The 26,838-nt window shown below is 73.4% G+C and carries 16 protein-coding genes and 1 pseudogene; 5 read left to right on the top strand and 12 right to left on the bottom strand.

Going from position 1 to position 26,838, the window contains the following annotated elements; translation table 11 throughout:
• From ACFWPT_RS13700 to eccD, 9 genes and pseudogenes are all read right to left on the bottom strand, one after another.
• Positions 1 to 2,677: pseudogene (locus ACFWPT_RS13700) on the bottom strand (hypothetical protein); the annotation flags it as partial.
• Between the two features lie 112 nt (positions 2,678 to 2,789).
• On the bottom strand, positions 2,790 to 3,089 hold the full coding sequence (locus tag ACFWPT_RS13695) for a hypothetical protein (RefSeq protein WP_380481831.1): 300 nt from the start codon (positions 3,087 to 3,089) through the stop codon (positions 2,790 to 2,792).
• Positions 3,082 to 3,549 carry a YbaB/EbfC family nucleoid-associated protein gene (locus tag ACFWPT_RS13690; RefSeq protein ID WP_380481829.1) on the bottom strand — a complete coding sequence of 156 codons (468 nt, stop codon included), beginning with the start codon at positions 3,547 to 3,549 and terminating at the stop codon, positions 3,082 to 3,084. Before ACFWPT_RS13690 ends, ACFWPT_RS13695 begins: the two co-directional genes overlap by 8 nt.
• 85 nt (positions 3,550 to 3,634) lie before the next feature.
• Positions 3,635 to 5,962: a hypothetical protein gene (locus ACFWPT_RS13685; RefSeq protein ID WP_380481827.1), complete on the bottom strand. Its 2,328-nt coding sequence runs from the start codon at positions 5,960 to 5,962 to the stop codon at positions 3,635 to 3,637.
• 109 nt (positions 5,963 to 6,071) lie between these two features.
• The gene (locus ACFWPT_RS13680; protein WP_380481825.1) at positions 6,072 to 6,506 is read right to left on the bottom strand and encodes a hypothetical protein; all 435 of its coding nucleotides are present in this window, start codon (positions 6,504 to 6,506) and stop codon (positions 6,072 to 6,074) included.
• Positions 6,507 to 6,542: 36 nt separating this feature from the next.
• Entirely contained in the window at positions 6,543 to 6,833 is a 291-nt protein-coding gene (locus ACFWPT_RS13675) for a hypothetical protein (RefSeq protein WP_371521976.1), read from the bottom strand.
• Positions 6,834 to 6,905: 72 nt separating this feature from the next.
• Positions 6,906 to 7,250 carry a hypothetical protein gene (locus ACFWPT_RS13670; RefSeq protein ID WP_380481823.1) on the bottom strand — a complete coding sequence of 115 codons (345 nt, stop codon included), beginning with the start codon at positions 7,248 to 7,250 and terminating at the stop codon, positions 6,906 to 6,908.
• Positions 7,251 to 7,326: 76 nt separating this feature from the next.
• The gene (gene eccB / locus ACFWPT_RS13665; protein WP_380481821.1) at positions 7,327 to 8,769 is read right to left on the bottom strand and encodes a type VII secretion protein EccB; all 1,443 of its coding nucleotides are present in this window, start codon (positions 8,767 to 8,769) and stop codon (positions 7,327 to 7,329) included.
• Positions 8,770 to 8,848: 79 nt separating this feature from the next.
• Positions 8,849 to 10,237 (bottom strand): type VII secretion integral membrane protein EccD, encoded by a 1,389-nt coding sequence (gene eccD / locus ACFWPT_RS13660; RefSeq protein WP_380481819.1) that lies wholly within the window; start codon positions 10,235 to 10,237, stop codon positions 8,849 to 8,851.
• A 326-nt stretch (positions 10,238 to 10,563) separates the two neighbouring features.
• Here eccD and eccCa point away from each other — a divergent pair, with 326 nt between their 5' ends.
• The 3 genes from eccCa to ACFWPT_RS13645 all read left to right on the top strand — a co-directional run bounded on the left by eccCa (position 10,564) and on the right by ACFWPT_RS13645 (position 20,829).
• Positions 10,564 to 14,541: a type VII secretion protein EccCa gene (gene eccCa / locus ACFWPT_RS13655; protein ID WP_380481817.1), complete on the top strand. Its 3,978-nt coding sequence runs from the start codon at positions 10,564 to 10,566 to the stop codon at positions 14,539 to 14,541.
• A gap of 106 nt (positions 14,542 to 14,647) precedes the next feature.
• On the top strand, positions 14,648 to 17,410 hold the full coding sequence (locus ACFWPT_RS13650) for a hypothetical protein (RefSeq protein WP_380481815.1): 2,763 nt from the start codon (positions 14,648 to 14,650) through the stop codon (positions 17,408 to 17,410).
• Between the two features lie 299 nt (positions 17,411 to 17,709).
• Positions 17,710 to 20,829 carry a phosphocholine-specific phospholipase C gene (locus ACFWPT_RS13645; protein ID WP_380481813.1) on the top strand — a complete coding sequence of 1,040 codons (3,120 nt, stop codon included), beginning with the start codon at positions 17,710 to 17,712 and terminating at the stop codon, positions 20,827 to 20,829.
• Between the two features lie 119 nt (positions 20,830 to 20,948).
• Here the strand turns inward: ACFWPT_RS13645 and ACFWPT_RS13640 are convergent, their stop codons facing one another.
• Positions 20,949 to 22,151: an agmatine deiminase family protein gene (locus ACFWPT_RS13640; protein WP_380481811.1), complete on the bottom strand. Its 1,203-nt coding sequence runs from the start codon at positions 22,149 to 22,151 to the stop codon at positions 20,949 to 20,951.
• A 197-nt stretch (positions 22,152 to 22,348) separates the two neighbouring features.
• On the opposite strand from ACFWPT_RS13640, the gene ACFWPT_RS13635 reads away from it, so the two are divergent.
• The gene (locus ACFWPT_RS13635; RefSeq protein WP_380481809.1) at positions 22,349 to 22,927 is read left to right on the top strand and encodes a TetR/AcrR family transcriptional regulator; all 579 of its coding nucleotides are present in this window, start codon (positions 22,349 to 22,351) and stop codon (positions 22,925 to 22,927) included.
• Positions 22,928 to 22,971: 44 nt separating this feature from the next.
• Here ACFWPT_RS13635 and ACFWPT_RS13630 read toward each other — a convergent pair whose 3' ends face one another.
• The gene (locus tag ACFWPT_RS13630; RefSeq protein ID WP_380481807.1) at positions 22,972 to 24,084 is read right to left on the bottom strand and encodes an agmatine/peptidylarginine deiminase; all 1,113 of its coding nucleotides are present in this window, start codon (positions 24,082 to 24,084) and stop codon (positions 22,972 to 22,974) included.
• Positions 24,085 to 24,303: 219 nt separating this feature from the next.
• Positions 24,304 to 24,858, bottom strand: a complete 555-nt coding sequence (locus tag ACFWPT_RS13625) for a TetR/AcrR family transcriptional regulator (RefSeq protein WP_063350538.1) — start codon at positions 24,856 to 24,858, stop codon at positions 24,304 to 24,306.
• 258 nt (positions 24,859 to 25,116) lie between these two features.
• Here ACFWPT_RS13625 and ACFWPT_RS13620 point away from each other — a divergent pair, with 258 nt between their 5' ends.
• Positions 25,117 to 26,757, top strand: a complete 1,641-nt coding sequence (locus ACFWPT_RS13620) for a serine/threonine-protein kinase (RefSeq protein ID WP_380481805.1) — start codon at positions 25,117 to 25,119, stop codon at positions 26,755 to 26,757.
• The last annotated feature ends 81 nt before the right edge of the window (positions 26,758 to 26,838 follow it).

Here is a 26,838-nt window from a genome sequence, read left to right as displayed (position 1 = left end):
CCCGGTGGATCTCACCCTGCGCCGTGTACATCGGGTCAGGCCGCGGCTCCTCCTCACCGTCGCCACCAGGCTTCTTGACCCCGTCACCGTCCGCCTGCGACGGATTCAACGCCTCCCTCGCCTGACGAGCCTTCTCAGCCTGCGCACGCAGCTCCCGCTGCAACTCACCCTGCGCACGCAGATCCCGGTGGATCTCACCCTGCGCCGTGTACATCGGGTCAGGCCGCGGCTCCTCCTCACCGTCGCCACCAGGCTTCTTGACCCCGTCACCGTCCGCCAGGGACGAATCCGACGCCTCCTTCGCCTTACGAGCAGCCTCAGCAGCCGCCGCACGATCCTTCTCGCCCTGAAGGCGTTGTTCCCGGAGGTGTTCGCGCTGGAGCTCGTACTCGGACTTGGGGGTGTCCTTGCGAGGGCCGTTCGGGTCGGGGTCCTTGCTGCCTTCCGGCCCGCCCTCGGTCTTGGGCGGCCGCCCGTCGCCCTCCTTGGACGGCTTCGGGTCGGGCTTGTGGTCGGGGTTCGGGTCCGGCTTGGGGTCCTTCGTGTGGTCGGGGTTCGGAGGGTCGGGCGTGTGGTCCGGCTTGGGCTCCGGCTTCGGGTCCGGCTTGGGATCCGGCTTCGGGTCCGGCTTGGGCTCCGGCTTCGGTGCAGGCCGCGGATCCGGCTTCGGGTCGCCGCCACCCGCCGTCGCCGTGTTGCCACCCGTCTGCTTGCCCTGGTCGCCCCCGGACTCGGTGGGGCGGCGGGTGGCGGGGTCCGGGGTCGGCCGGCCACCGTTGCCGGTCTGCGAGCCGGGCTTGGGGGCCTTGTCCCCACCCGGCGTCTCCGCACCGACCGGCGGCTTCGAGCCCGTCGACTTGCCGGCCTCGGAGCCGTCCGTCTTCGACCCGCCCTCGGTGCTGGGCCCGCCGTCGGTGCGGTGCGAGCCGGACGGCGGGGTGAGCGAGCTCGTGTGGCCGCCGCCCTCGATGTTGGACAGGTGCGGTCCGCCCTCGGTCGGGGCGGGGAGGCGCTCACCGAGCCTGGGCACCGGGAACGGCGCGGCGTGGCCGGACAGGTTGGTGGCCACGGACAGCAGGGTGAGGGGGTGGAGCGCGTGGAAGTACTTGCTGCCGTCGTGGGGGATGTCGGCGTGCTGGAGGTCCCGGACGAAGTTGACGTACTTGGTCATCAGGGGCGAGGTGAGGCCGTGCATCAGGTGGCGTGCGCCGCCCATGAGGAAGCCGGCGAGGAAGCTCGAACCGCCGGCCGAGAACTCGTGGTTCGGTTCGAAGATCAGGTTGTAGAAGCCCTCGGTCAGGTACTGGTTGAGGCCGTTCTTGACCTGCTCGCCGAGCACGTGGCCGAGCACGAACATCGTGTTCATCTTGCCGACGCGGCCGGCGAGTTCGGGAAGCTTCTCGGCCAGGAGCTTGAGCTCTCCGCTGGCGACCTTGGAGTTGTTCGCGATCTCGCGCAGGGCGACGGCCAGGCCCGCGCGGGATTCCGCCGACTTGGCCCACTTCTGGGCGAACTCCTTGCCGAACGCCGTTCCCAGCTCGCGGGCGAGGTCCTTGCCGAGGGCGGTGCCGAGGTGCTTCTCGAAGGACTTCGCCATGTTCTCGGCGAACTGGGCCCCGGCCTTGGCGCCGGTCTTGCCGCCGGCCGCGAAGCCCTTGGAGAGGAAGGCGGAGTTCTCCCGCAGGATCTTTTCGAGGCTGTTGGCGAACTCGTTCGCCGTCTTGTCCCCGATCGCCCGGCCGGCGCCGGACCCGGCCTCCTTGGCCCCGGCCTTCCCGGCGCCCTTGCCCCCGGCGTTGGCTATTTCCTTGCTGGCGAGGTTCTTCAGTTCGCCGGCGCCGAGGTTCGCGAGCTCCTTGGCCCCGAGCTTCTCCAGGTCCTTGGCCCCGCCCTTGGCGAGCCCGGCGGCCAGGCTCTTCAGCGAGGCGCTCAGTTCGTTCGAAACGAAGAGCTTGCCGAACATCTTGCCGAAGAGCTTGCCCAGGCCCATGCCCAGCAGGTGCAGCGGGCCGGCGATGATGCCGCTGATCGCGCCGAAGATCGCGGCCTGCTTGGTCAGGTCCTTGTCCCACTCGTGCCGGTTGCCCTGGCCGAACTGGATGCCCTGGAGGATCGCGTCCAGCGCCAGGCCGCCCACCACACCGAAGAAGGTGTGCATCAGGATCACCTGGAGGAGCTTCTTCAGCAGGTTGATGATGATCGTCTTGACGACCTGCTTGACGGGCTCGACCACGAGGAGCGAGGTGCCGCCGGTGAACGGGGACCAGAAAATGGCCAGCGCGATCTCGATCAGCAGCTGGACGATCTGACCGATGATCATCCACTTCGTGTACTCGACGGTGTTCGCGACCTTTCCCGCGAACTCGGCGAGATTGGTGCAGAGTTCGCCCGCGACGCTGACGTAGTCGGTGGCCCCCTCCTTTTCCTCCGCGCCGATGAACCGCTTCATCTCGCCCCTGAAGGCGTCGGCGGCCTCCCCCGCGTACTTCTGCGGCGTGCAGGCCGCCACGAGCTGAATGATGTACTCCTTCAGCTGCGGCAGGTCCTTGGCCAGCTCGAGGTAGTCGTCCCGGACGTCCCGCAGCAGGCCCTCGTCCGACTGCGGCCAGGGCATGCCGGTGAGGACGTGGAAGAACGTGGCGACACCCGGGGACACCTGGATGGACGAGTGGGACATGACGGAGGGCCTCCGGGTGCGGAGCTGTCGGGGGGAGGTGGGGCGAGGACGCGAAGGAGTCGAGCACCAGGGCCTGTCCGGCCGATCTTGCCGGACAGGCCCTGGCCTCGGGTCACACCAGGTTTCGGTTGTGCTCGTCGACGTCGTCGAAGAGCTGGACCGTGCTCGTGCCGTGCAGACCGGCCGCCAGCAGCTTGACCCTGATCTGCGTGAGCAGGGTGGTCAGGTTCGCCATGGGGTTGTCGATCTTCTCGTGGTACTGCTTGCCGATCTCGTCGCCACCGCCGCCCTTGACGTTCTTCTGGTTGATGTCGTTGATCTCGTCGTTGATCTTGCCGACCAGGGCCGCCAGATCGGGGAACTCGTTGAACAGGGCCTTGAGGTCCGTGCTCGTCACCAGGCTCTTAGCCATTGAACTCCTCCTGCTTGTGGGCCTGCTTCGCCGCCGGATCGGCCCCCGGGCGCATCGCCGTGAGCGGGGCCAGCAGCGACTCCAGGTCCAGCCCGCCCGCAGCGAACAGGTCCTCGTCCTCGCGCTCGCCCGTGAAGTTCATCCGCAAGGTCTCGCCGACGCCCTCGAACGTCCGCATGGAGGCGATGACCTGATCGCCCATCCGGGCCTTGGCCTCGTTGAGCACGTCCACCAGGACGGCACTCAACTGGGCCGGGGCCATGGACCTGTAGGCGGTGGAGTGGAAGGTCAGCGCGATCACCTCGCCCTGGGAGCCCACCTTCGCGGTGACCGTCCGGTCCTTGCTGGTCGCCGAGGCGGTCATCGCCCGCAACTGCTGCGTCGCCTCGGCCATCTTCGCCTGCTGCTCCGCCAACGACTCCATGGCCTGGGCCAGTTGTTCCTCGAACGAGAACGTCATCTTTCCACTCCTCCGAACTGCTCCGAGCTCTGTCGGACTCTCCCGACTCCCCCGGCTTTCACGACTTTCACGACGGCGGTCCGCCTCAGCGGCCGATCACACCGTTCACCGCTCCGGTGTCGGTGCCCCAGACCTCCTCGTCCTCGGCCAGCCAGGTGGTCCGCTGGCGGTCCTTCTCGCCCTGGGCGCCGCCGCCCATACCGCCGGCCATCGGCGGCATCATCCCGCCACCGCCGCTGGTGGACACCGACCGGCCCCGCATCGCGGCCTCCTCCTCGGCCAGCGCGGAGGCCGCCTTCTGACTCATCGCGGCCTTCTCCCCCGCCGGGGCGACCGTACCGAGCTTGCTCACGGGTGCGACCCCACCGCTGCTCTCGATGGTCTTGGGGCTCATTCCGCCACCGGAGCCTGCCAGCCGGGGCATCTGGCCACTGCCCGACGAGCTGCCGCCGGAACCGCCACCGACCCCGCCGCCCACGCCGCCACCCGCACCGCCGAACAGGCCGGCGTACGAGCCCAGCCCGCCGGAGCCGGAGCCGGACCCGACACCCGAGAGTCCGCTGGAGCCGCTCCCGTAGTCACCGAAGGAACCGAGGTCCAACTGCCAGCCGGAGCCGATGGACGGCGGGCGGATGCCGCCGCCCCCTCCACCGCCACCGCCTCCTCCACCGCTTCCTCCGCCGGAACCGGAGCCGGCGACCAGCGCATTGATCGCGTGCTGTTGGTCGGTGTACCGCTGGGCGATGTCCGAGATCGGGCGACCGGTGGCGTCCAGCAGCGTGCCGTCCGCAGCGATCGAACCGCCCTTGGGCAGCACCACCGGGTTTCCGTCGCGGTCCAGCACCGGCTTGTCGTCGGCGTCGACCACCGTCCCGTCATCCCGGACCTTGGAGCCCTTGGGCACCTTGGCGTTCAGGCCGTAGACACCACCGCCCGTACCCGGCGGGACGTCCGATCCCACGGGCACGACGACCGGCTTGCCGTCCTTGCCCCGGACCACCTGGCCGTTGGCGTCGTGCACCTGGCCCTTCGCGTCGATGTACCCGCCCGGGGGAAGCAGCACCGGCTTCTTGTCGGCGTCCAGCACGGGCTTGTGGTCCTTGTCGAGGATGGGAGTCCCCGAACCACCGCCGAGCCCTCCGCCGCCCCCGATGCCGCCACCGATCCCGCCGCCACCGCCACCGACGACCGGGGGCGGGACATGGGTCTTCGAACCACCACCGCCGCCACCGGCGCCACCCCCGGCACCGCCGCCGAGGTCGAACTTGCCGCCCCCGCCGCCACCACCGCCACCGTCACTGCCGCTCAGGTCGACCTTGCCGTCGCCACCGTCCTTCTTGGAGTCGGGCCCGTCCTTGCCGGGGTCGGTCCCGTCCTTCGTGGGGTCCGGTACCGGCACGGGCGGCAGGGTCAGACTGGCCGGCCGGTAGCCGAAGCCGAAGTCCGCGTTCAGCTGCATGTAGGCCGCCTCCAGCCCGGCCATCGGGTCGGAGCCCCCGCCTGCTGCGACGTCGATCACGGTGCCGAAGTGCCGGTTGTCCAGGTACTTCACGACGTTCTCCAGCCAGATGGCCTTGGCCCGCTGCTCCAACTGGAGGTAGAAGACATCGTTCCGAGGATCCCCGAAGGCGGTTTTGACCGCCCCGTCGCTGGGGATGGTGGTGAACTCCGGCTGGACGTCCTTCAACGTCTCCGTCAACGCCTGAAGGCTCGCTTGCGCGGGCCAGGACAGTGGGTCGAAGGCCCAGTTCGAGCCGATCATGTCCATGCCCGCAGCCGCGAAGTCGATGGCGGCGGCTGCCGTGTTGAGGTCGGTCTCGTACGGCTCGCCGTCGAGCTGGAGGCGGATGGTCGCCATCTCCAGCGCGTACCGCTCGAGGAGCGTCTTGAACTCGCCTGCGGCGCTCCCCTGCCAGTTGCTGTCCGGCGCGTCGATCTTCGCCGCCCAGCCCTTCACCCTCGGTTCCCAGGTGGCCAGCCAGGATCTGACCTTCCCGATGGCCGTCGCAGCGGCCCGCAGGGAGTCGGAGTTGATCGTGTCGTTGTGCTTGTCGCCCAACCACAAGGGCGAGAGGATGTCCTGCCGCTGATCCCTGAACTTGTGGAGCACGTTGTCCGGGTGGTCGCCGAAGTCCTTGTCGTTGAAGCTCAGGGTGATCAGGGCATGGTAGTTCCCCCCCTGGTACGTGTAGTTCCACGCCCACCACAGGTCGGGGACCGCCCCACCGGCGAACTTTCCCTCGGTCGACCCGTAGCTGCAGAAGCCCGTCCCCCACTCGAACTTCTTCACCGGCGTGAACCAGCGCTGGTCCCCCGTGGTGGTGGTGACCTGCTCCCTGGTGGCGATCTTGGCGGTGCGCTGCGCCTCGGAGGCGAAGAACTTGAGCGCGTCCTCCCAGCGGATGGTGGCCACGGGCTTCTCTCTCTCCAATCGGGTGAGGCATGACGGGGCGGCCGCCGGCCGGCCGGCGGCCTCGGGGGTGGCTGGATCCGGTGAACCCGAAGGCTCACCGGACGGGTGGTCAGCTCGACGTCGTTTCGCTCTTCGGAGGGGTGACCTTCACCACCTCGTTGAGGATCTCCATCATCTCCGCCGCCGTCATCGCCTCTTCGTGGGCGGTGTCCATGATCCCCAGAGTGGCCTTGATCCTCAGCTGGGCCTCGCTCATCTGCGTGCCGAGCAGGATCAGATCCTCTGAGAGCCCCTTGGCCAGTTGCGCGAAGTTGGTCCTGACCCGGTCCGCGACGGGCAGCTCGGCGCCGTGCCCCGTCAACAGGGCGGTGTACTGGCCGGTCCCGTGCCCGCCGAACCCGCCGATCGCCACGAAACCGGGATCGTTCGCGAGCTCGCGCTTGTAGCTTTCGAGCTGGGTGTACGCGAAGTACTCCAGATCGTCGTGGTTGATGCTGAGCGTGTGCTCGTAGTCGACGTTTCCGGGGTCGGTCGAACTACCCATCGCGGCCTCCCCGACCCTGGCCCCGCTCGATCACCGTCATCCGTGGATACCCGCGCCGGCCTGCTTGTCGGCGTCGCGCAGCAGGCCGTGCATGGTGCGCAGGACGTCGGCGCCCTGGACGATGTCGTCGTTCATGGTGGAGTTCTGGGCGGCCAGCACCTGGTAGAAGGCGTGGGCCGCGGCGGCCAGGTCACCCTGGAGCTGGCTCTCGGCGGTCCTGATCGCCGCCATGCAGTCGTCCATGGCGGTACGCATGCCCTGGCCGGCTTGGGTGAGGGCGTCCGCCGCCTCGTCGATGTTCGCGTGGTTGAGCCTGATGTCCGCCATCGGACAGTCCTTTCGATCGGCGCCCGTCCGGCCCGGACGGGCCACGGCCGGGCGGGGCAACGGGGGTTGGTGTCAGGGGTTGAGGCCGTTGTAGACCTCGGAGCCGGGGCCGCCGCTGCCCCAGGAGCCGGTGTACCCGAGGGCCTCGTCATGGGCGTTGTTGACGTGCTGGTGCCCGGTGGAGAAGCTCCCGTGGAAGGTGTCGTAGGCGCTCCTGAGCTGCCCGTACCTGGTCTGCCAGTCGTGGATCTTCCCCTGGTACGCGGTGCTGCACGCGGCCTGGAAGTGCTGCTGGACCTCGCCGTTGACGGCCTCGACCTGCCCTGCGGCGCGCAGCATCGTCTCGATGTGGGTCTCCAGGGTCGCCAGAACGCTCCGGACGACCGCGTCGTCCGTCTGCAGATTGGGAGTGGTCACAGGTTTTCCCTTCGTCGGTTCCGGGCTCTCGGCCGCCCGGCTCATCTCCATCAACGGCCCCGTGGCAGCAGCCGGTTCACCTCGGGCAGGCAGGTCCGGACGGGAGCGGCGCGGGTGTCGCGGCGCCGCTGAGGAGGGCCGGGTCGAGGCTGGGCCCGGTCGGCAGCAGGGTCAGCAGCGGCTCGGGTGCGGCGGTCGGGACGACCTGGCCGTAGCCGAGCTGTTTGGCGACGGCGGGCGAGGCCAGCGGGTACTTCACCCCGGTGTCGGTGACCAGGTAGAGGGTGTCGCCGACGCCCGCGCTGGAGAGGGCCCGCACCAGGGCGCCGCCGCCGGGGCGGACGGCGATGCTGTCGGCGGTGGCGCAGGCCGGTTCGACGCCCGGCTGGGCGGTCGGCGGCAGGCCGGCGACGGCGGCGGCGTCGACCAGGGTGACGATGGTGGTCGGGGCCTGGTCGGTGAGGCGCAGGTCGGCGCAGACGCCGCGGCCCTGGGGGACGGTCAGCAGCTCGGGCGGCGCGGTCGGCAGCCCGGCGGCGGCCGGTAGGGCCGGCGCGGTGTGCGCGGCCAGGTCGCTCCCGCCCAGGGCGGCGGGGGTGACGGCGGCGCCCTCGTAGGCGGTGTCCTGGGTGCGGGAGTCGTTGCGCAGCAGCTCGAAGGCCATCCGGCTGAGCGGGGCCAGTCCGGCCGAGGTCAGCAGGTAGGGGTCGCCGCCGGGGCCGGTGAAGAGCTGGCCGACCCGGGTGGGGCGGTTGGCGAGCTGCGGTCCGGCCTGGCCGCGCCCGTCGACGGCGGGGGCGGCCAGGTCGGGTCCGGCGGTGGTCGCGTTGAGGAAGGCGGTGGTCACCGGGTAGGCGGCGACGGCGGTCTGACCGAGGGCCTGCCGGGCACCGGAGCGGGTGTCCAGGCGCAGCCGCCGGCCGTGCCAGAGCAGGTACTGGGCGCCGTCGGGGGCGGCCACCAGCAGGCCCTGGCCGTCGGTCAGGCCGACGCCCCGGTTGCCGGGGCCGATCGCGAGGGCCAGTTGCGGGGTGCGGCCACCGGAGGGGCCGGGCCGGTCGACGGCGCAGGCCAACCAGGGCGTGTCGGCGAGCCGGTCGGGGGCGGGCACGCCGTCGGGGGCGCCGAGGATGCCGACCGGGACGCCGCGGGGGGTGTCGGCCAGCGACTTGGTGCCGACCTGGTCGACGATCAGCTGGTCGCCGGCGAGCAGCCGGGCGCTGGCCTCGTTCAGCAGGGGGTGCAGGCTGCCGTCCAGGTACAGGTAGCGGGCGCCGCTCTCCTTGACCACCACCAGCGTGCCGGGCTTCTTCCAGGCCGTGGCGCCGCCGGGGACGACCACCCCGTAGAGGGTGACCACCAGGCAGACCAGCACGGCGATGATCAGCCCGGTGACGGTGCCCCGGGAGGTGCGCCCGGCCGGGGTGTCGGGCGCGTCGGGCTCGCCGCGGAGCATCCCGGTGGCGAGCCGGCCCATCACGAACAGGTGCGCCTGAACCTGGTCGCGCTTCGACTGCATGGCGTGGTTCTCCTTGAGGACGGAATGTCAGGGGCGTCGCGCGGCTGGGGCGTGTCCGGCAGGATCCGCCGGACACGCCCTAGCCGGCGATGGCCCTGAGCCCGTGGTAGACCCCGGCCACGGCCAGCGCCAGCGGGATCACCGCCACCGCCGCGAGCGTGTGCAGCAGGTCGGCGGCCCGGCCCCAGTAGGGCAGCAGCCGCCGGCCGGGGATCGTCCAGGAGACGACGGCCAGGGCGGCGGCCAGCGCGAGCAGCCCGCCCAGCACCAACAGCCGCTCGCCGCCCTGCTCGCGGAGCACCAGGTGACCGAGGAGCAGCGCCGGGCCGTAGGCACCGGGCAGCAGGACGGTGAGCCGCTGCGTGATGCTGCCGATCGCCCGGGAGTGCAGCAGCAGCAGGACGGACAGGGCCGCCGTGAGCGCCGCCGGTTCCCAGCCCGGCGCGGCGGCCAGCTGCGTGATGCTCAGGGTGAGGACCAGGCCGAGTGCCAGGTGAAAGGCGGTCAGGAAGCCGTCGGCGACGTCACTGCGGCTGCGGACGGTGGCGCTCGGGACGGGCGCGATGCCCTCCTGGAGCTCCTCGGCGTTGCGCGGCAGCGCGGGCAGCCGCAGGCCGGAGAGGCGGAAGCAGATCCCCGGGACGAAGGCTCCGACGATCACCGCGAGCACGGCCAGGGCCGCCGCCGCCTCGGGCGCGGTCATCCCGGCGAGCACCAGTACGCCCGCGACCACGACGTTCAGGGCGAACAGCACCAGGCCGAGGTAGAGCGGCGCCGAGCAGCCGACCGCGGCCATCGCCAGCACCGCCGCGCCGGCGGCCGCGCAGCCGCCGGCCAGCAGCCGGGCCCCCGTGGCGGAGGCGCCGTCGGCGGGCAGCAGGGCGCCGGTCAGGGCGAGATAGGGCACGGCCATGGCGCCGAGCGCGGTGCCGGCACCCGCGTCGCCGACCGCCCGGGAGGCGCTCAGGGCGCCGAGCAGCAGGAGCAGTCCGGTGACGGCGCCGGCGAGTTCGCGGGCCGGCACCGCGCCCGGGAGGAGGAGCAGGGCGAGCCCGCCGGCCAGGGCCGCCAGGGCCAGCCCGAGCGCCACGTGGTGGGTGACGGCGGGACGCCAGGTGTCGGGGCGCTCCCGCATGCCGGTGGCGACGCCGTCCGCGAGGTCGTCGTAGTGCACCTCGGGGAGCGCCTCACGGCGCGGGCGCAGGTAGAGGTCCTCGCCGTCGTGCAGGTCGAGCGCCTCGGCGCTCGACTCCTCGTCCAGGGGCGGGCCGCCGAGGCGCTGGAGCACCCAGCCGTCGTGTTCGACGCCCTGTTCCTCCAGCCCGGGGCCGCCGTGGCGCAGGACGGCCGGTAGCAGGTCGGCCAGCGGCACGTCGGCGGGGACGGCGAGTTCGAACACCGCCTCGGGTGCGCGGAACCTCAGTCGGCACAGTCCGGCGACGGCGGTCCCGTTGGCACTCCCGTTCACACTTCTCCCTTTTGCCCTGGCCTCAGAACGGCGTGGCGAGGTGACGGCCCGGGGGCGCCTGGGGGATGGGCGAGCCCGGGCGTCACCTCACCAGGAGGCACGGACGGCGGGGCCCGGAGGGTTCACCGCCTGCCGGAATCCGTTTCGCGGCAGCCGTTCGCGGGCGTTCACAGCCGTTCACGGCCGTCCTCGACGTCGGCGCCGCGCCTTCCCCGCCGAACGGGGTGAACCCGGCCGGGCCCGCCGCCCGTCGTCCCGGGTGGACGGTGCGCGTCCCGGGCCGCCGACGCAGCGAGCGGCCCTTCCCCTGCGCGAGGAGCCCTTCGTTGAGTGTGGTGCTGGTCAACCGTCCGCCACGGCGCCCCGGCCCGGCGATGCCCGACGGCGAGATCCAGTTGCAGGAGCCGCCCGTCCTCCCCGAGGCGCAGAGCGGCATGTCGAGCATGATCTCGATGGCGCCGATGGCGCTGAGCTCGCTCTCGATGGTCTTCATCTTCCTGCGTCCCGGCGACGGCGGCGGCATCATGACCTACGTCGCGATGGGCATGATGGGCCTGTCCGCCGTGGGCATGCTGGTGACCCAACTGATCCGCAGCTCCAGCGACCGCAAGCGGGAGCTGCGCGCCGAGCGCCGGGACTACCTGCGCTACCTCGCCCAGGTCCGCCGCCAGGTCCGCGGGCACATCTCCCGCCAACAGGAGGCGCTCGCCTGGCGCCACCCCGCGCCCGACGTCCTGCCCGCGCTGGTGCGCACCTCGCGGCTGTGGGAACGGCGCAGCGCGCACCCCGACTTCGGCGACGTCCGGATCGGCCTCGGGCACCAGCGCCTCGCGGTCCGGCTCGCACCTCTGTCCACCAAGCCGGTGGAGGACCTGGAGCCGCTGTGCGCGCACGCGCTGCGCCGCTTCATCAACGCCTACGGCACCGTCGCCGACCAGCCCATCGCCGTTTACCTGCGCGGGTACGCCCAGGTACTGCTGCGCGGCGAGGACCGGGCCGCGACCCGGGCCCTGGCCCGCGCGATGCTGGCCCAGCTGGCGGCCTTCCACGCCCCCGACGAGCTGCGGATCGCCGTGGTCACCGACGCGGAGCACCGCGCGGACTGGGAGTGGACGAAGTGGCTGCCGCACGCCGTGCACCCGGTGGACACCGACGGGGTGGGGCCGGTGCGGCTGGTGGCGGGCTCGGTGGTGGAGATCGAGCAGCTGCTCGGCGCCGAGTTCGCCGGGCGGCCCCCGTACGAGCCGGACACCCAGCCGAACCGGGACGAGCCATACACCGTGATCGTGCTGGACGGCCCGCAGGCGGGGGCGAGCAGCCGGGCGGCACTGGCCGGCTACCGCAACGCCACGCTGCTGGACCTCGGTGACACGCTGGACTGGAAGCCGCTGCGGTTCCGGCTGCGGCTGCGGATCGAGGACGGCCGGCTGGCCATGGTCGGCGCCGACCGCAACCATCAGGACGACGTCACCGACCTCGGCCGGCCGGACGCCCTGCCGCTGCCGGCCGCCCGCCGGCTGGCGGCGCTGATGGCCCCGTACCGGATCGGCGACCCGGGCGAGGCCGGCGAGCCGCTGGCGAGCGACTTCGACCTGGCCTCGCTGCTCGGCATCCGCGACCTGCACCGGCACAACGTCGGCGACGGCTGGTCACGGCGCGGGATCGCCGACCGGCTGCGGGTCCCGCTCGGGATCGCCGGCGACGGCACGCCCGTCGAACTGGACATCAAGGAGTCCGCGCAGGGCGGCATGGGCCCGCACGGCATGCTGATCGGCGCGACCGGCTCCGGCAAGTCCGAGCTGCTGCGCACCCTGGTGCTGGCGCTGGCCCTCACCCACTCCTCCGAGGTGCTGAACTTCGTCCTGGTGGACTTCAAGGGCGGCGCGACCTTCCTCGGCCTCGACCGGCTGCCGCACACCTCGGCGGTGATCACCAACCTGGCCGACGAGGCCGCCCTGGTCGACCGGATGCGCGACGCCCTGCACGGCGAACTGGTCCGCCGCCAGGAGCTGCTCCGCTCCGCCGGCAACTACAGCTCGCTGCTGGACTACGAGACGGCACGTGCCGCCGGCACCCCGCTGGAGCCGCTGCCGACGCTGTTCGTCGTGGTCGACGAGTTCAGCGAACTGCTCGCCGCACACCGCGACTTCATGGACCTCTTCATCATGATCGGCCGCCTCGGCCGCTCCCTCGGCGTCCATCTGCTGCTCGCCTCGCAGCGCTTGGACGAAGGCCGGATGCACGCCCTGGAGTCCCACCTGTCCTACCGGATCGGCCTGCGGACCTTCTCGGCCATGGAGAGCCGGGGCGTCCTCGGCGTGCCCGACGCCTACCAGCTGCCCTCCCAGCCCGGCAACGGATTCCTGCGCAGCGACATCGCCACCCTGACCAGGTTCAAGGCCGCGTACGTCTCCGGCCCCTACCGGGTCCGGCGTCCGGAGGCCCGCCAGGAGGCGGTGGCCGGGCAGGTCGCCGTCTACGGCACCGACTACGTGGCGCCGCGTCAGCCCGTCGCGGTGCCCGAGGAGCCGGCCGTCGCGGAGGTGCCCGAGGAGACCCGCACCCTGCTGGCCCTCGCCGCCGAGAAGCTGACCGACGTCGGGCCGCCCGCCTACCAGGTGTGGCTGCCGCCGCTGGGCGTGCCGCCCACCCTGGACCAGCTGCTGCCGCCGCTGGCGCCGCACCCCGAACTCGGCCTCACCACCGAGGCCGCGTCGGGCCGGGGCACCCTGACCGTCCCGGTCGGCGTCATCGACCGGCCCTTCCAGCAGATCCGCGACCTGCTCACCGCCGACCTGTCCGGCTCCGGCGGCCACGTCGGCATCGCGGGCGGTCCGCAGAGCGGCAAGAGCACCCTGATGCGCACCCTGATGACCGCTCTCGCGCTCACCCACACCCCGCGCGAAGTGCAGTTCTACTGCCTGGACTTCGGCGGCGGCACACTCTCCTCGCTGCGCGGCCTGCCGCACGTCGGCGGGATCACCGGCCGGCACGACCCCGAGCGGGTGGTGCGCACCGTCGCGGAGGTCAACAGCATCCTCGCCCGGCGCGAGGTGCGCTTCGCCGAGCTCGGCATCGACTCGGTGTCGTCCTTCCGCCGACGTCTGACGGCGGGCGAGCTGCCCGAGGAGGCGCACGGCGACGTCTTCCTGGTCATCGACGGCTGGAACACCGTCCGCCAGGAGTTCCCGGACCTCGCGCCCGCCCTGACCCTGATCGCCCAGCGCGGCCTCAACTACGGCATCCACCTGATCGTCGGCACCACCCGCTGGGGCGAGGTCACCGGCGCACTGCGCGACCTCCTGGGCACCCGCTTCGAACTGCGGCTCGGCGACGCGGTCGACTCCGCGATCAACATGCGGGCCGCCGGAAAGGTGCCGAAGATCCCCGGCCGCGGCCTGACCTCCGACGAGATGCACTTCCTCACCGCGCTCCCCCGGATGGACGGCGGCGGCACCGAGGACCTCGGCGAGGGCGTCGCCGACCTGGTCGACGCGATCGCCGAGCAGTGGGCCGGCCCCCGCGCGCCCGAGATCCGGATGCTGCCGCTCACCCTGCCCGTCGCCGCACTGCCCGCCCCCGAGGGCCGGCTGCGCGTCCCGCTCGGAATCCAGGACGTCTCGCTCACCCCGATGTGGCACGACTTCGAGGAGACGCCGCACCTGCTGGTGGTCGGCGACAGCGAGGCGGGCAAGACCAACCTGCTGAAGCTGGTCGCCTCCGCCATCACCACCGCCTACCAGCCCAACGAGGCCCGGATCATGCTCGTCGACTACCGCCGGGTGCTCCAGGGGGCGGTGCCCGAGGAGTACCGGCTGGGCCACGCGGTGGCCGTGGACGTCCTGCGCCAGATCGTCGACGGCGCGGCACGGGCGATGGCCAACCGACTGCCCGACGCGGACATCGCGCCGGCCCGGCTGCGGCTGCGGGACTGGTGGGAGGGCCCCGAACTGTTCATCGTGGTCGACGACTACGAGCTGGTCGCCGGCTCCTCCAGCAGCATGGGCGCCCACCCCTTCGCGCCGCTGCTCGACTACCTGGCGCAGGGCGCCGAGCTCGGCCTGCACCTGATCGTCGCCCGCAGCGCCAACGGCATCGGGCGGGCCTCCTCCGACCAGCTGCTGCGCAAGCTGGAGGAGGTCAACACCCCGGTGGTGCTGCTGTCCTGCCCGCCCAGCGAGGGCTTCCTGTTCGGCTCCACCAAGCCCCGCGCCTTCCCGGCCGGGCGCGGCCTGCACATCACCCGCCGGCGCACGGTCCAGGTGCAGACCGCCGTCATGGCGGAGGACGGGGACGAGGGGTGAGTCGGGCGAGCCGGGCGAGCCGGTGAACCCGGCGAGGCGAGGCGGCCGTAGAGCCTGGTGACACGTGCGGCAGACGCGGCCGCGCGGACGGAGGGCGGGCGGGACGATGAGCACATCAGCGCAGGCGGCAGGGGACGCGCCGGGCGCCGCCCCGGCGAAACGCCGACTGGCCTTCCGTCGGAACACCCCCGCCGCCGGGCCCGCCGCCCTGCACCAGGTGGGCCCGCACTTCGTCATCGCCCCCGGCGGCGCGGACGGCACCGGCCCGGCGGCCCTGCCCGCCGCGATGACCGCCGCGCTGGGCCGGCTCACCGCCGTCACCCGGACCGTCACCGTCCTCGCCGCCGCCCCCGACGCGCCGGCCGTCCTGTTCGGCCGGCTCGACGAGCTGACCCGCACCGCCACCGCCCGGGACGCCACCGCGCTCGTCCTCGCCGCCTCCGGCCTGGCCACCGCCCCGGACACCGGGCCCCGCCCCGCCGAACGGATCGCCGAACTGACCGGCATCGGCGTCGTCGCCCCGGACGGGCTGGTCACCCTCCGCCCCGACGGCACCCTGCTGACCAGCGGGCCGACGGACGACGCGCCGTCCTCCTGGTGGCTCTGCACCCCGGCCGGACAGGTGCGCCGGCTCGGGCCGGTCTGGCCGCTGCCGACGGAGCCGGCCGCCGCACCGACCGACTCGGCCGGCTCGGCCGGCTCGGCCGCGGAGACCGTGGTGATGAAGCGTCCGATGGCGGAGACCGCCGTGCTGGAGCTTCCGGTGGCCGCGCCCGTCGTGGCCTCGCCCGCGCGGGGCGTTCCGTTGGGCGCCGTGTCCGCGCCCGGCCCCGCCGCAGCGGCCCCGGAGCCCGCCGCCCCCGCCCGGCGCGTCGAGGCCGCACCGCCCGCCGCGCCCACACCGCCCGCCGCGCCCGCCGACCCGCTGGTCACCGCGCTGCCGCACGGCTACTGGTTCCGCAGCGAGCCCGACCCCGACGGCCCGTCCGGCCCGCTCACCAGGGCCACCGCCGACGAGGGCACCGTCATCCTCGTCGTCGGCCACCCGGGCGCGCCCCTCCCCCCGGCCGCCGAGCTCGCCGCCCGGCTCCGCCGCCTGCTCCCCGGCCCCGAGGCCGACCTGCTGCTCAGCGCCCCCTGGGCCGCCACCGGCGCGCTCACCGCCCTCGCCACCGGGCTCGCCACCGAACTCGGCCACGACCTCCGGGCCGCCGTCGGCCTGCCCATGCGCACCACCAGCGGCTTCTCCTCCCGCGTGCTGGCCTCCGACGGCACCCCCACCTGGGAACCGTGGCTGACCGAGCTGACCGCCTCCCCCACCAGGCGCCGCGTGGTCGCCTCCGCCTGGCGCACCACCCCCGGCGGCCCGGCCGCCTGCGGACCGGCCCTCTACGAATCCCCGGTCACCGGCTGGCGGTTGGAGGCCGTGCCGGCCGGCCTGTGGCTGCGCCCCGAGGAGCCGCCGCAGGACCGCGGGCCCCGCCTGCGCGACCCCGACCCGGCCCACCCGCTGCTGATCGCGGGCGCGGACGGGCGAACGGTGCCGCCCGAGGTGCTCGCCGTCCTGGACGAGCTGCGCGCCGCGCTCACCACCCCCGGTGCGACCGCACCCGAGCTGCTGATCGACGGCGCACGCCGCGGAAGCTTCCTCCCCGCGGCGCAGCCCGCCCAGCCCGCCGTGCCGGCCACCGTGCAGGCCGCCGCGGTCGACCCGCAACGACCGGCCCCCGAAGGCGAGTTCGCCACCGCCGCCACCATCACCGCGGCCATCCCGCCGGCCTCGGCGGTCCGGACCCAGACCACCACCACAACCGACCCCGACGCCCAAGTACCTGCCCCAGACGAAGAGTTCGCCACCGCTACCGCCACCCTCCCGGAGCCCCTGGCCCCGGTCCAGGCCCAGCCGCAGATCCCCGAACCGGCCGCACCGCCCGCCGCCGAAGCACCCACGCCCGAACCGGCCCCGCTCCCGGACCCCGAGCCCGCCCTCGAACCCGAGCCCGAACCCGAACCAGCCCCGGTCCCCGAACCCGAACCGGTCCCCGAACCCGAGCCGGCCCCCGCCCCGGAGCCCGAAGCCCCCACCCGCGCCCGCCTCCTCGCCCCCGACGGCACCGCCGTCTCCGGCCGCCCGAGCACGGCCGCCGAGCGGACCGCCTTCCGGGCGCTCCTGGGCGAGCACTTCCAGCGCTGCGCCAGCCGCGCCGAGCAGGTCGCCATGCGGCTGCCGGCGCTGCGCTCGCACTCCCGGGACGACCTCAAGAGCGACCTCGCGGCGGTCTACCTGCACCACGTCGACACGGGCGTCCCGGTCCTGCACACCGAGCTGGTCGTGGCGGCCCGCCGACCGGGCTCCGGGCCGCTGGACCCGTACCTGGCGTGCCTGGGATCCGGCCTGCGGCGGCTGCCGAACCACCGGGGCGCCGTGCTGCTGGGCGCCGACGCGGGCGAGGAGGAGCTGCGTCACTACGTGCCGGGGACGCTGCTGGTGGAGCCCGCGCCGGTGGTCGGGACGCCGGCGTTGGAGGTCGTACCGGGGACGCCGGTCGAGTTCCTGGTGTGGTCCGCGACCGGCCGCCGCACCTCGGTGATCGCCGAGGACGGCGAGCCCGAGGTGGTGTTCCCGCCCGGTTCGTGGTTCTCCGTCCTGGAGGTCATGCCGGGCGAGGACGGCGAGCCGACCCGCGTCCTGCTGCGCGAGGTCGGCCCGGGCGCCACGGCCGGGACGGCGGACGAGCGCGACCAGCAGGCCCTGGAGCGGCTGCTCGCCTGGCAGGCCCGCCGCGACCTGCTCGCCCCGGAGGACCTCCGCTCCCCGTCCCGCCCCGAGCGACTCCGCCTCACCCCGGGCGTCACCGCCGCCCGGTGACCGGCGTCGGCCGGAAGGGCTACGCCACTGACGCCGGGCCAGTTCAGGCCGGCCCTCGGACCTGACGGATCCGCCGCCACGTCCTGCACCAGATGCCGACACGGCTTCCCCGGCGCGGACTTGACGGTGGCTCCCGCACCGCCCGACAGGCCGACAAGTTGTCTGTACAGCTCCGGGCCCCTTGGCGGCCATCGGATCGTCATCGAACTCCCCGGCCCCGGTCACCTCGGTCGCTTAGAAACGTGACTGGTCCGGGTCGAACCGATGGTCCGGCGCCCGTCAGCAAGGAGCCCCACCCGATGAGTCCGATGCCCGAACTGTCGCGCCGCAGCCTGCTCGGCGGCGCGGCGGCGGCCGCCGTGCTGTCCGCCCTCCCGATCAGCGTCCAGCAGGCGCTCGCCGCGCCGGCCAAGCCCGGGCGGCTGGCGGACATCCAGCACGTCGTGGTGCTGATGCAGGAGAACCGCGCGTTCGACCACTACTTCGGCACCCTGGCGGGCGTCCGCGGCTTCGGCGACCGGACGGCGGTGCGCGGGGTCAACGGGCGCTCGGTGTTCCACCAGCCCGACCCGGGCCGCAAGGAGGGCCACCTGCTGCCATTCCCGATGAACGCCGCGCACACCAGCGCCTACCAGCAGGGCGCGCCCGCCTTCGGCTTCGTGGACTCCATGAAGGCCTGGAACGACGGCCTCGCCGACGGCTCGGTCACCCGCCGCTCCGGCGGCTGGCTCGGCCAGGGCTACTACGAGAGCGCCGACATGCCCTTCTACCACGCGCTCGCCTCGGTGTTCACCACCTGTGACGCCTACTACGCGTCCGTCCAGTGCAACACCAATACCAACCGCGACCACCTGATGACCGGGACCAGCGGCGGCACCGTACGGGACACCCCGGTGACCGACAACACCGAGATCCCCGGCGGCTACGAGTGGACCACCTACGCCGAGCGCCTTGAGCGGGCCGGCGTCAGCTGGAAGACCTACCAGGCGCTGGACAACTTCGACGACAACGCGCTCGCCTGGTTCGCCCCCTTCGTCAAGGCCAAGCCCGGCGAGCCGCTGTACGAGCGCGGCATGCGGGCCGTCGGCGACCCGGCGAAGAAGAACGACCCGTTCGCGATGGGCGACGCCCTGGTCGACGCCTTCGCCGCCGACGTCCAGGCCGACCAGCTGCCGCAGGTGTCCTGGATCGTCGCCCCGGCCGCGCTCTCCGAGCACGCCAACTACGCGCCGCCGAACGGCGAGCACCTCACCGCCCGGCTGCTCGCCGCCCTGGCGGCGAAGCCCGAGGTGTGGCAGAAGACCGTCTTCATCCTCAACTACGACGAGCACGGCGGCTTCTTCGACCACCAGCTGCCGCCCGTCCCGCCGCTGGCCACCGGGCGCGGCAAGTCGACCGTGCCGGTGGACGGCGAGGTCGTCGTCCGCGTCAGCAAGGGCTCCGCCACCTACCACCGGGTCGTCGGTCAGGACGGCAAGTACCGGGTCAAGGCCGCGGACGGCTCGCTCGCCTGGTCCGACACCCTGCCGGCCGGCGAGACCCTGGTCTCCGGCCCGTACCCGATGGGCCTGGGCGTGCGGGTGCCGATGGTCGTGGTCTCGCCGTGGACCCGCGGCGGGGTCGTCGACTCCACCGTCTACGACCACACCTCGGTGCTGCGCTTCCTGGAGCAGCGCTTCGGCGTCCAGGAGCCCAACATCAGCCCGTGGCGGCGCACCGTCTGCGGCGACCTCACCAACGTCTTCGACTTCTCCGGCCGCAACCCGGCCTGGCCGCAGCTGCCCGACACCAGCGGCAACCGGCAGAAGGTGGTCGACACCGGCAAGCTCCCCGCCCCCACCGTGCCCAGCCCGCAGGCCTTCCCGCAGCAGCAGCGCGGCACCCGCTCAGCCCGCCCGGCGCCCTACGACCTGCTGGTCAAGCCCCGGCTGAAGGGCGGCGAGCTCACCCTCGACCTGGTCAACCAGGGCCGCCAGGGCGCGGTGTTCGCCGTCTACCCGGCACCGGGCGGCGCGCCCCGGCACTACACCGTCGGCGCGAAGAGCCGGCTCTCCGACGTCTGGACGGTCGGCCCGGAGGGCTACGACCTGCGCGTCCACGGCCCCAACGGCGCGCTGTGGCACCTGCGCGGCGACGCCGCCGGCACGTACGAGGTGTCGCTGTCGGAGGAGCGCAACGGCAAGGTCCTCGAAGTCGACGTGATCAACCGCTCGCGCACCGCCCAGACCTTCCTGGTCGGCGACCTCGCCTACGGCGACGGGCTGCGCGAGGTGCGGGTCGCGGCCGGCGACGACCGGACCGTCAACCTCGCCGTCCGGCCCGAGGGCTGGTACGACGTCGCGGTGGCCGTCCGCGGGGACCTCACCTTCCGCCGTCGGATCGCCGGCCGCTTCCCCTGGGACGACCGGACGGTCACCGACCCGGCCCTGGGCCTGGCCGACCCGCTCGCCGTGGACGTCGCCCTCGGGGCCGCCTCCGGCACCATCGACGAGCCCGTCCTGCTGCCCGGCCGCCCGGCCCGGGTCTCGGCCGTGCTCACCGCCGGCGCCGCGCTCACCGCCGTCGAGGCGCAGCCCGTCGTCCCGCCGGGCTGGACGGTCACCGCCGTCACCGCGCCGCCCGCCGCGCTCGCCGCCGGCGCCACCGCCACCGCCGTCTGGGAGGTCACCCCGCCCGCCCAGCTGCCGGACGGCGCCACCCACCGGATCCTGGTCACCGCCCGGGCGCTGGCCGGCGACCGCTTCGCGATCGCCGACGGCGAACTCGCCGCCCGCCCCGCCCCCGTGATGGCCGGCCACCTGCTGGGCGAGGACTTCGAGTCGCTGGCCGGCGCGCTCCAGCCGCAGGACGGCGTGCTCGGCTGGACGGCCCGGGCGCCGCAGGGCTGGTCGGTGGTCAACGCCCCCGGCATGCCGCAGGGCACCGTCCGTCTCCAGGGCTGGACCTTCCACACCAAGCGCGAGTGGTCCACCCCGGCCGGGCAGGACCGCGGCAACTTCACCCGCGGCCTGGGCGTCCTCGCCGTCGCCGACCCGGACGACTGGGACGACACCGGCTCCCCCTCCCGCAAGGGCGTCTTCGACTCCACACTCGTCTCCCCCGCCGTCCGCCTCCCGGCCGGCGCCGACACGCTGTACCTGGCCTTCGACTCCCACTACCGGCAGGAGGCCCCGCAGAAGGCGTCCGTCACGGCCGTGTTCGACAACGGCACGGAGACCCGCCTGGTGTTCTACAGCGCCGACGCCACCGGCAACGACAACGCCGGCAAGGACGTCCAGAACACCCTCGTCACCCGCCGCCTCACCGTCCCGGCGGGGGCGCAGGCGGTGACGCTGAAGTTCCGGATGTACGACGCGGGCAACAACTGGTACTGGGCGGTCGACCACATCCGCCTGGACAGCCGGCCGATCACGGGCTGACCGTCCGGAAACGGCCCGATCGGCCGCGCCGCGCCGCCCCGGCTTCCGGGCTCGGCGCGGCACAGTCGGTCAGGCCCGGCCGATCGGTCCGGCCCGGCTCCTCGGGCCCGGCCGGTCGGTCAGGCCGGGCCCGAGGAGCCGCCGGAGGCCCCGGCGGCGGCCTCGGGCTGCTGTTGGGTCGAGCAGTGGATGCCGCCACCGCCGGCCGCGATGGCGTTGATGCTCACCGGGACGATCTCGCGGCCGGGGTGGAGGTCGGCCAGCACGCCCGCCGCCCGGTCGTCGGAGGCCTTGTCCCCGAACTGGGGCATGATCACGGCCCCGTTGACGACGTAGTAGTTGAGGTAGGTGGCCAGGAAGTCCTTGCCCCGGTCCGGCTGCCCGGTGAGGTCGGGTTCGGCGAGTTCCACGATCCGCGGCTTGCGGCCCTTGGCGTCGGTGGTGGAGCCGAGCACCTGCAAGGCCTGGTCGGAGGCGCGGGACCAGATGTCCGGCGGGGTGTCCGGGCCGGGGCGGTGGATGACGACCACGCCCGGCTCCGCGAACCGGGCCAGGGCGTCGATGTGGCAGTCGGTGATGTCCTGCCCGGCCACGCCGGCGAACCAGATGACCTTCTGGACGCCGAACAGCTCCTTCAGGGCCCCCTCGATCTGGTCGCGGCTCGTGCCCGGGTTGCGGTTCGCGTTGACCCACGAGCTCTCGGTGGCCATCAGGGTGCCCTCGCCGTCGACCTCGATCGCGCCGCCCTCGCCGGTGATCGGCGCCTGGATGCGCCGGATCCTGTAGTGGTCGAGGAGGTACCGGGCGACCTTGGCGTCGTTGTCGTGGGTCTGTTTGCCGCCCCAGCCGTTGAAGTTGAGGTCGACGCCGGCCAGTCCTGCCGGGCCGGTGACGAAGGTCGGGCCGGTGTCGCGGGCCCACAGGTCGTCCACCGCCAGGTCGAGGACCTCGACGCTGGAGCCGCACAGCTGCCGGGCCGCGGCGCTCTGGTCCTGGCGGGCCATCAGCACCACCGGTTCGAACCGGGCGACAGCCTGCGCGACGTGCGCGATGTCCTGGCGGACGGCGGGCAGTTGGTCGCCCCACACCGAATCGAGGGCCGGCCAGGCCATGAACGTCCTGGTGTGGGGGCGCCATTCGGCCGGCATGGCGTACGACGCCGCGGGGCTCGCGGCTCCGCCCGTGCCCGTGCCGGCGGCCGTGGTCGGCTCGTCCTTCGGGGACGAGGCCCCCGACGAACCGCAGCCTTCCACCATCGCGGCCACGGCCGCGGCCGCCCCGGAGCGCAGCACGGCCCGGCGGGACAGGGCGGGTTCTCTCATGGCAGGTCCCCTCGTCGACACGGATTCCACCCCGAAGCGGGCGATATCCGACAGTAGGGGTGGCCGGCGGGTCCGTCGGCGAGCCCGCGCGGCGCCGATCGGGCGAATCGGGCGATCCGCCGGGCCGGGAGGGCGGGGTGGGCGCCTCTCAAGCCAGACTAAAAGTTCAGTCAATATTTCGAGTACAGTGGACCACCATGCCAGACCGTCGAACAGAGATACTGAGAGCGGCCACACGACTCATCGCGCGACGCGGCGTACGCGGACTGCGGGTGGGGGAACTGGCGGCCGAGGCCGGGGTGTCGACCTCGCTGATCTACTACCACTTCACCGACCGCGCCGGGATCCTCCGCGAGACCCTGGAGTTCATCGGCGAACGGGCCGACCGCTACACCGCCGAACCGGAGCCCGGGGCGCCCACGGACGACCCCTGGAGCGAACTGGCCCAGGCCCTGCTGCTGGAACTCCAGGACTCCACCGAGGTCCGCGAGAACAGCACCGCCTGGGGCGAGTTGCGGGCGAGCGCGGTCTTCGAGTCCCGCCTCCGCGAGGACCTGGCCAGGGCCACCCACACCTGGGTGCACGAGATCGCCGGCCTGCTCGGCCGCGCCCACCCGTTCGGCACCGCGCCCGCGCACGCCGCCTCCGCCGAACGCCTCACCGCGCTCCTGGAGGGCCTCTCCATCCGGTGGCTGAGCGGCTCGCTGCCGCTCGACCGCGCGCGCAGCCTGCTCGGCGAGGCGATCGGCACGGAGATCGCGGGCTGGCGCGCCTAGGGCGCGTCTTCAAAATCTGCTGGGCCCGGTCGACCGGACAGGCCCTAAGGCAGCGGTTCCTGCATCGTGGAGCAGTGGATGCCGCCGCCCCCGGCCATCAGGCGGTCGACGTCGAGCTGGACGACCTCGCGCCCGGGGAAGGCCTCGGCGAGGGTGCGCCGGGCGGCCTCGTCCTTGTACACGTCGCCGAACTGGGCGGCGATCACGCCCCCGTTGACGACGTGGAAGTTCAGGTACGAGTCGACGAACTTCGAGTCGCGCGAGCGGACGGTGTCGGGGCCGTCCACCCGGATCACCTGGAGCCGGCGGCCCCTGGCGTCGGTGGCCCGGGAGAGGATGTCGAACTGCTCCCGGGCGTCCCGGGCCCAGACGTCGTGGCGGTCCGCCGGGGGCAGTTGCACCAGGACGACGCCCGGCCGGACGAACCGGGAGGTGACGTCGATGTGGTCGTCGGTGATGTCCTGGCCCTTGATCCCGGGGACCCAGATCATCTTGTCCGCGCCGTACACCTCCAGGACGGCCTCCTCGATCTCGTCCCGGCTCATGCCCCGGTTGCGGTTCTTGTTGACCAGGCTGCTCTCGGTGGCCATCAGGGTGCCGTCGCCGTCGGTCTCGACCGAGCCGCCCTCGCCGACGAACTCCGCGTAGGAGAAGGGGAGTCGGAGCATCTCGGCGATGCCGCGCGCGACCTCGGCGTCGTCCCGGTGGGTCTGCTTGCCGCCCCAACCGTTGAAGTTGAGGCCGACGGCGTCGAGCCGGCCGTAGCCGTCGCGCCGGAACACCGGGGCGGTGTCCCGCATCCAGAGGTCGTCGGTGGGGACGGCGTCCGTCACGGTGACGGCGGGTCCGCACAGGGACTGGGCCTCCCGGACGCTGTAGTCGTCCGGGGCGCACATGACCACCGGCTCGAAGCGGGCGATGGTCCGGGCGATGAGCGCGATGTCCTGCTGGACACCCGCCAGCTGCCGACCCCAGACGGACTTGCGGGACGGCCAGGACATCCAGGTGCGGGCGTGCGGGACGTCGTCGCGGTCCACCCACCACTGCGGGAGCCCGGCCTCGCCGGCGTACGGCAGCCCGTGCTCCGCCTGGTGCGGGGGCGGGGCCCCGAAGAGGCGGCCGAACAGGGAGCGGTTGTCACCGTGGGTGTTGCTCATGACGGATCTCCAAATCAAGTATTGCCCACCGAGTGACCGGTGGCCCCGCAGCCGCAACTCTGGCATTGACTGAATTTTCAGTCAAGCTCCACGTCGCGAAGCTGCCGGGCCTTTCCCCATGCGGAAAAGGCCCGGCACGGAAAAGGACCCGGCACAGAAAGGCCCCGGCACGCGAGAAGGCCCCGGGCCGCCTCGCCCGGGGCCGGAACGCGACGCGCGCTACCCGCGCAGTCGCTCCACTTCAGCCTCGATCGCGCCGGCCATCAGCTCGCGCGCGTGCGCCACCGGCAGGCTGCCGCTGAGCCAACGGACACTCAGCCCCTCCAGCAGCGCGGTCAGCCGCTCGGCCGAGGCCGCCAGGGCGGCGGCCCCGTTCATCGGCCGCACCTGCCCGAGCAGCTCGGCGACCTCCTGGACCCAGACGAGGGTGGCCCGGGCCAGGTCCTCCCGCAGCTCGGGGTCGAACACCGCACTCGCCCGCAGCTCGCCCCAGGCCGTGCTGTTCTCCCGCACCTCGGGGGTGTCCTGGAGCTCCAGCAGCAGCGTCTGCTCCAGCTCGCCCCGGGCGTCCAGCGGCGGCGCGTCCGCCGCGCGCTCCGTCGTGTAGCGCTCGGCCCGGTCGTTGATGAACTCCAGCGTCGCGCGGAGGATCCCCGCGCGGTCCTTGAAGTGGTAGTAGATCAGCGCGGTCGAAACACCCGCCTCCGCCGCCAGTTCCTCCACGCGCAGCCCGCGGACGCCGCGCCGGGCGATGACCCGCGCAGCCGCTTCCATGATCAAGGTTCGACGGTCAGCCACAAGGAATCACCTTACCCGGAGGGGGCGCCGACCGATCGGAGGACCCTGCTCCTGACTGAAATCCCAGTCGGGGTATGATCCGGTGCGCTTCACGACGCCGACGTCCGCCCGGGCCCCGGCCCGACCGGCCGCCGCGCCCGCGCCTTGCCCCGTCCTGCCTTGCCCCGTCCTGCCCTTGCCTTGCCCCGCTCCGCCACTCCCCCGTCCCACCCGCACGACCCGCTGGGAGCCAGCATGACCGCAGAGCCCTTCGGCGCCCCGTCGCCCACGGCGTTCCAGGCGCTGTCCCCGGACGACCCCCGCGAGGTCGGCGGCTACCGCCTCTGCGCGCGGCTCGGCGCGGGCGGCATGGGCCTCGTCTACCTGGCCTACACCCCCGGCGGGCGGCCGGTCGCGCTCAAGGTCGTCCGGCCCGAACTCGCCGAGGACCCCGAGTTCCGGCACCGCTTCGCCCAGGAGGTCGCCAGCGCCCGGCGCATCCACGGCCTCTACACCGCCCAGGTGGTCGACGCGGGCACCGACGCCGCCACTCCCTGGCTGGCCACCACCTTCGTGCCCGGCCCCTCCCTCCAGCAGGTCGTCCACCACTACGGACCGCTGCCCGAACGGACCGTCCTGCTGCTCCTCGCCGGCATCGCCGAGGCCCTCCAGGCGATCCACGCGGCGGGCGTCGTCCACCGCGACCTCAAGCCCGGCAACGTCCTCGTCGCCGCCGACGGCCCCCGCGTCATCGACTTCGGCATCGCCCGGGCCGCCGACGCCAGCCCGCTCACCGGCATCGGCCTGCGGATCGGCTCGCCCGGCTTCATGGCCCCCGAACAGGCCCTCGGCCTGTCCGCCGCCCCGGCCACCGACGTCTTCGCGCTGGGCGCCCTGATCGCCTACGTCGGCTCCGGCACTCCCCCCTTCGGCGACGGGCCCGAGCCCGCCTCGCTGTACCGGGCGGTGCACGAGGAGCCCGACCTCTCCCACCTGCCGCCCGGACTGCACGAACTGGTCCGGCTCTGCCTGGCCAAGCGCCCCGAGGACCGGCCGGGCACCGCCCAGCTGATCGAGGCCGCCCGCCGGCACCCCGCCACCGGCGGCGAACTCCGTTTCTCGGACGACTGGCTGCCCCAGCAGGTCAGCAGCGCGATCCGCCGCCACAGCGACCTGCCGACCACGCCCGCCACACCCGCCACCGTCCTCTCCCCGGCCCGGGCCGCGGCCGACGCCCCGACCAGGCTCGGCCTCCCCGCCCCGTCGCCCACCCGGCTGCAACCGGCCCCCGACAGACCCGAGCCCGCCGCCCCCGCCCGCCGGCACACCCGCACCCGCACCGTGCTCCTGACCACCGCCGCCCTCCTCGTCGGCGCCGCGGCCGCGTTCGTCCTGCTCGATCCCGAGTACCTCGACGACCTCGACGACCAGAACGTCGCCGCCGGCCTCGCCCCGTCCGCCGGCGCCGCCACCGCCCCGTCCGCCACCGCCCCGGCCACCACCGCCGCCACGACGGCCCCCGGGTACACCGCCGTCCACACCAACCTCGAACTCACCTCCCCCGACCCCAGCTACGAGTTCGACCTCAAGGCCGGGAAGGTCACCGCCCAGGACGCCTCCACCTGGTACCTGGGCCGCCACGCCGGCGAGTTCTACATCCCCGAGGACAGCGACGCCTACGTCGCGCCGACCGGCCGGCTCACCCTCCCCGACTGCGTCAAGGGCGTCGAGACCCAACCGGTCTCCACCCTGCCCTTCAACGCCCTGCGCACCGACCGCAGCTTCTGCGTCCGCGCCCAGGGCGGCCAGGACATCGCCATCGTCCGCATCCTCGCCACGGCCGCCGACGACGGCCCGGTCCGGATCTCGCTCACCTCCTACCACCGCTCCGCCTGACGCGGCGCCACCCCGGGCGGACGGCCCCGTTCCGCGCGCAGGCGTGACCGGACGGGGCCCGGCCACCGGCCCGGCGGCACT

It is taken from the genome of Kitasatospora sp. NPDC058478, assembly GCF_042720345.1.
GTDB lineage: Bacteria > Actinomycetota > Actinomycetes > Streptomycetales > Streptomycetaceae > Kitasatospora.
The sequence above is the reverse complement of the archived record's forward strand: the minus strand, read 5'-3'. Positions and strand labels throughout refer to the sequence as shown.

Coding starts and splice junctions, on each gene's coding strand:
- ACFWPT_RS13695 (WP_380481831.1), bottom strand. CDS start 3,089: ATGGCTAAGAGCCTGGTGACGAGCACGGACCTCAAGGCCCTGTTCAAC.
- ACFWPT_RS13690 (WP_380481829.1), bottom strand. CDS start 3,549: ATGACGTTCTCGTTCGAGGAACAACTGGCCCAGGCCATGGAGTCGTTG.
- ACFWPT_RS13680 (WP_380481825.1), bottom strand. CDS start 6,506: ATGGGTAGTTCGACCGACCCCGGAAACGTCGACTACGAGCACACGCTC.
- ACFWPT_RS13675 (WP_371521976.1), bottom strand. CDS start 6,833: ATGGCGGACATCAGGCTCAACCACGCGAACATCGACGAGGCGGCGGAC.
- eccB (WP_380481821.1), bottom strand. CDS start 8,769: ATGCAGTCGAAGCGCGACCAGGTTCAGGCGCACCTGTTCGTGATGGGC.
- ACFWPT_RS13650 (WP_380481815.1), top strand. CDS start 14,648: ATGAGCACATCAGCGCAGGCGGCAGGGGACGCGCCGGGCGCCGCCCCG.
- ACFWPT_RS13645 (WP_380481813.1), top strand. CDS start 17,710: ATGAGTCCGATGCCCGAACTGTCGCGCCGCAGCCTGCTCGGCGGCGCG.
- ACFWPT_RS13640 (WP_380481811.1), bottom strand. CDS start 22,151: ATGAGAGAACCCGCCCTGTCCCGCCGGGCCGTGCTGCGCTCCGGGGCG.
- ACFWPT_RS13635 (WP_380481809.1), top strand. CDS start 22,349: ATGCCAGACCGTCGAACAGAGATACTGAGAGCGGCCACACGACTCATC.
- ACFWPT_RS13630 (WP_380481807.1), bottom strand. CDS start 24,084: ATGAGCAACACCCACGGTGACAACCGCTCCCTGTTCGGCCGCCTCTTC.
- ACFWPT_RS13625 (WP_063350538.1), bottom strand. CDS start 24,858: ATGGAAGCGGCTGCGCGGGTCATCGCCCGGCGCGGCGTCCGCGGGCTG.
- ACFWPT_RS13620 (WP_380481805.1), top strand. CDS start 25,117: ATGACCGCAGAGCCCTTCGGCGCCCCGTCGCCCACGGCGTTCCAGGCG.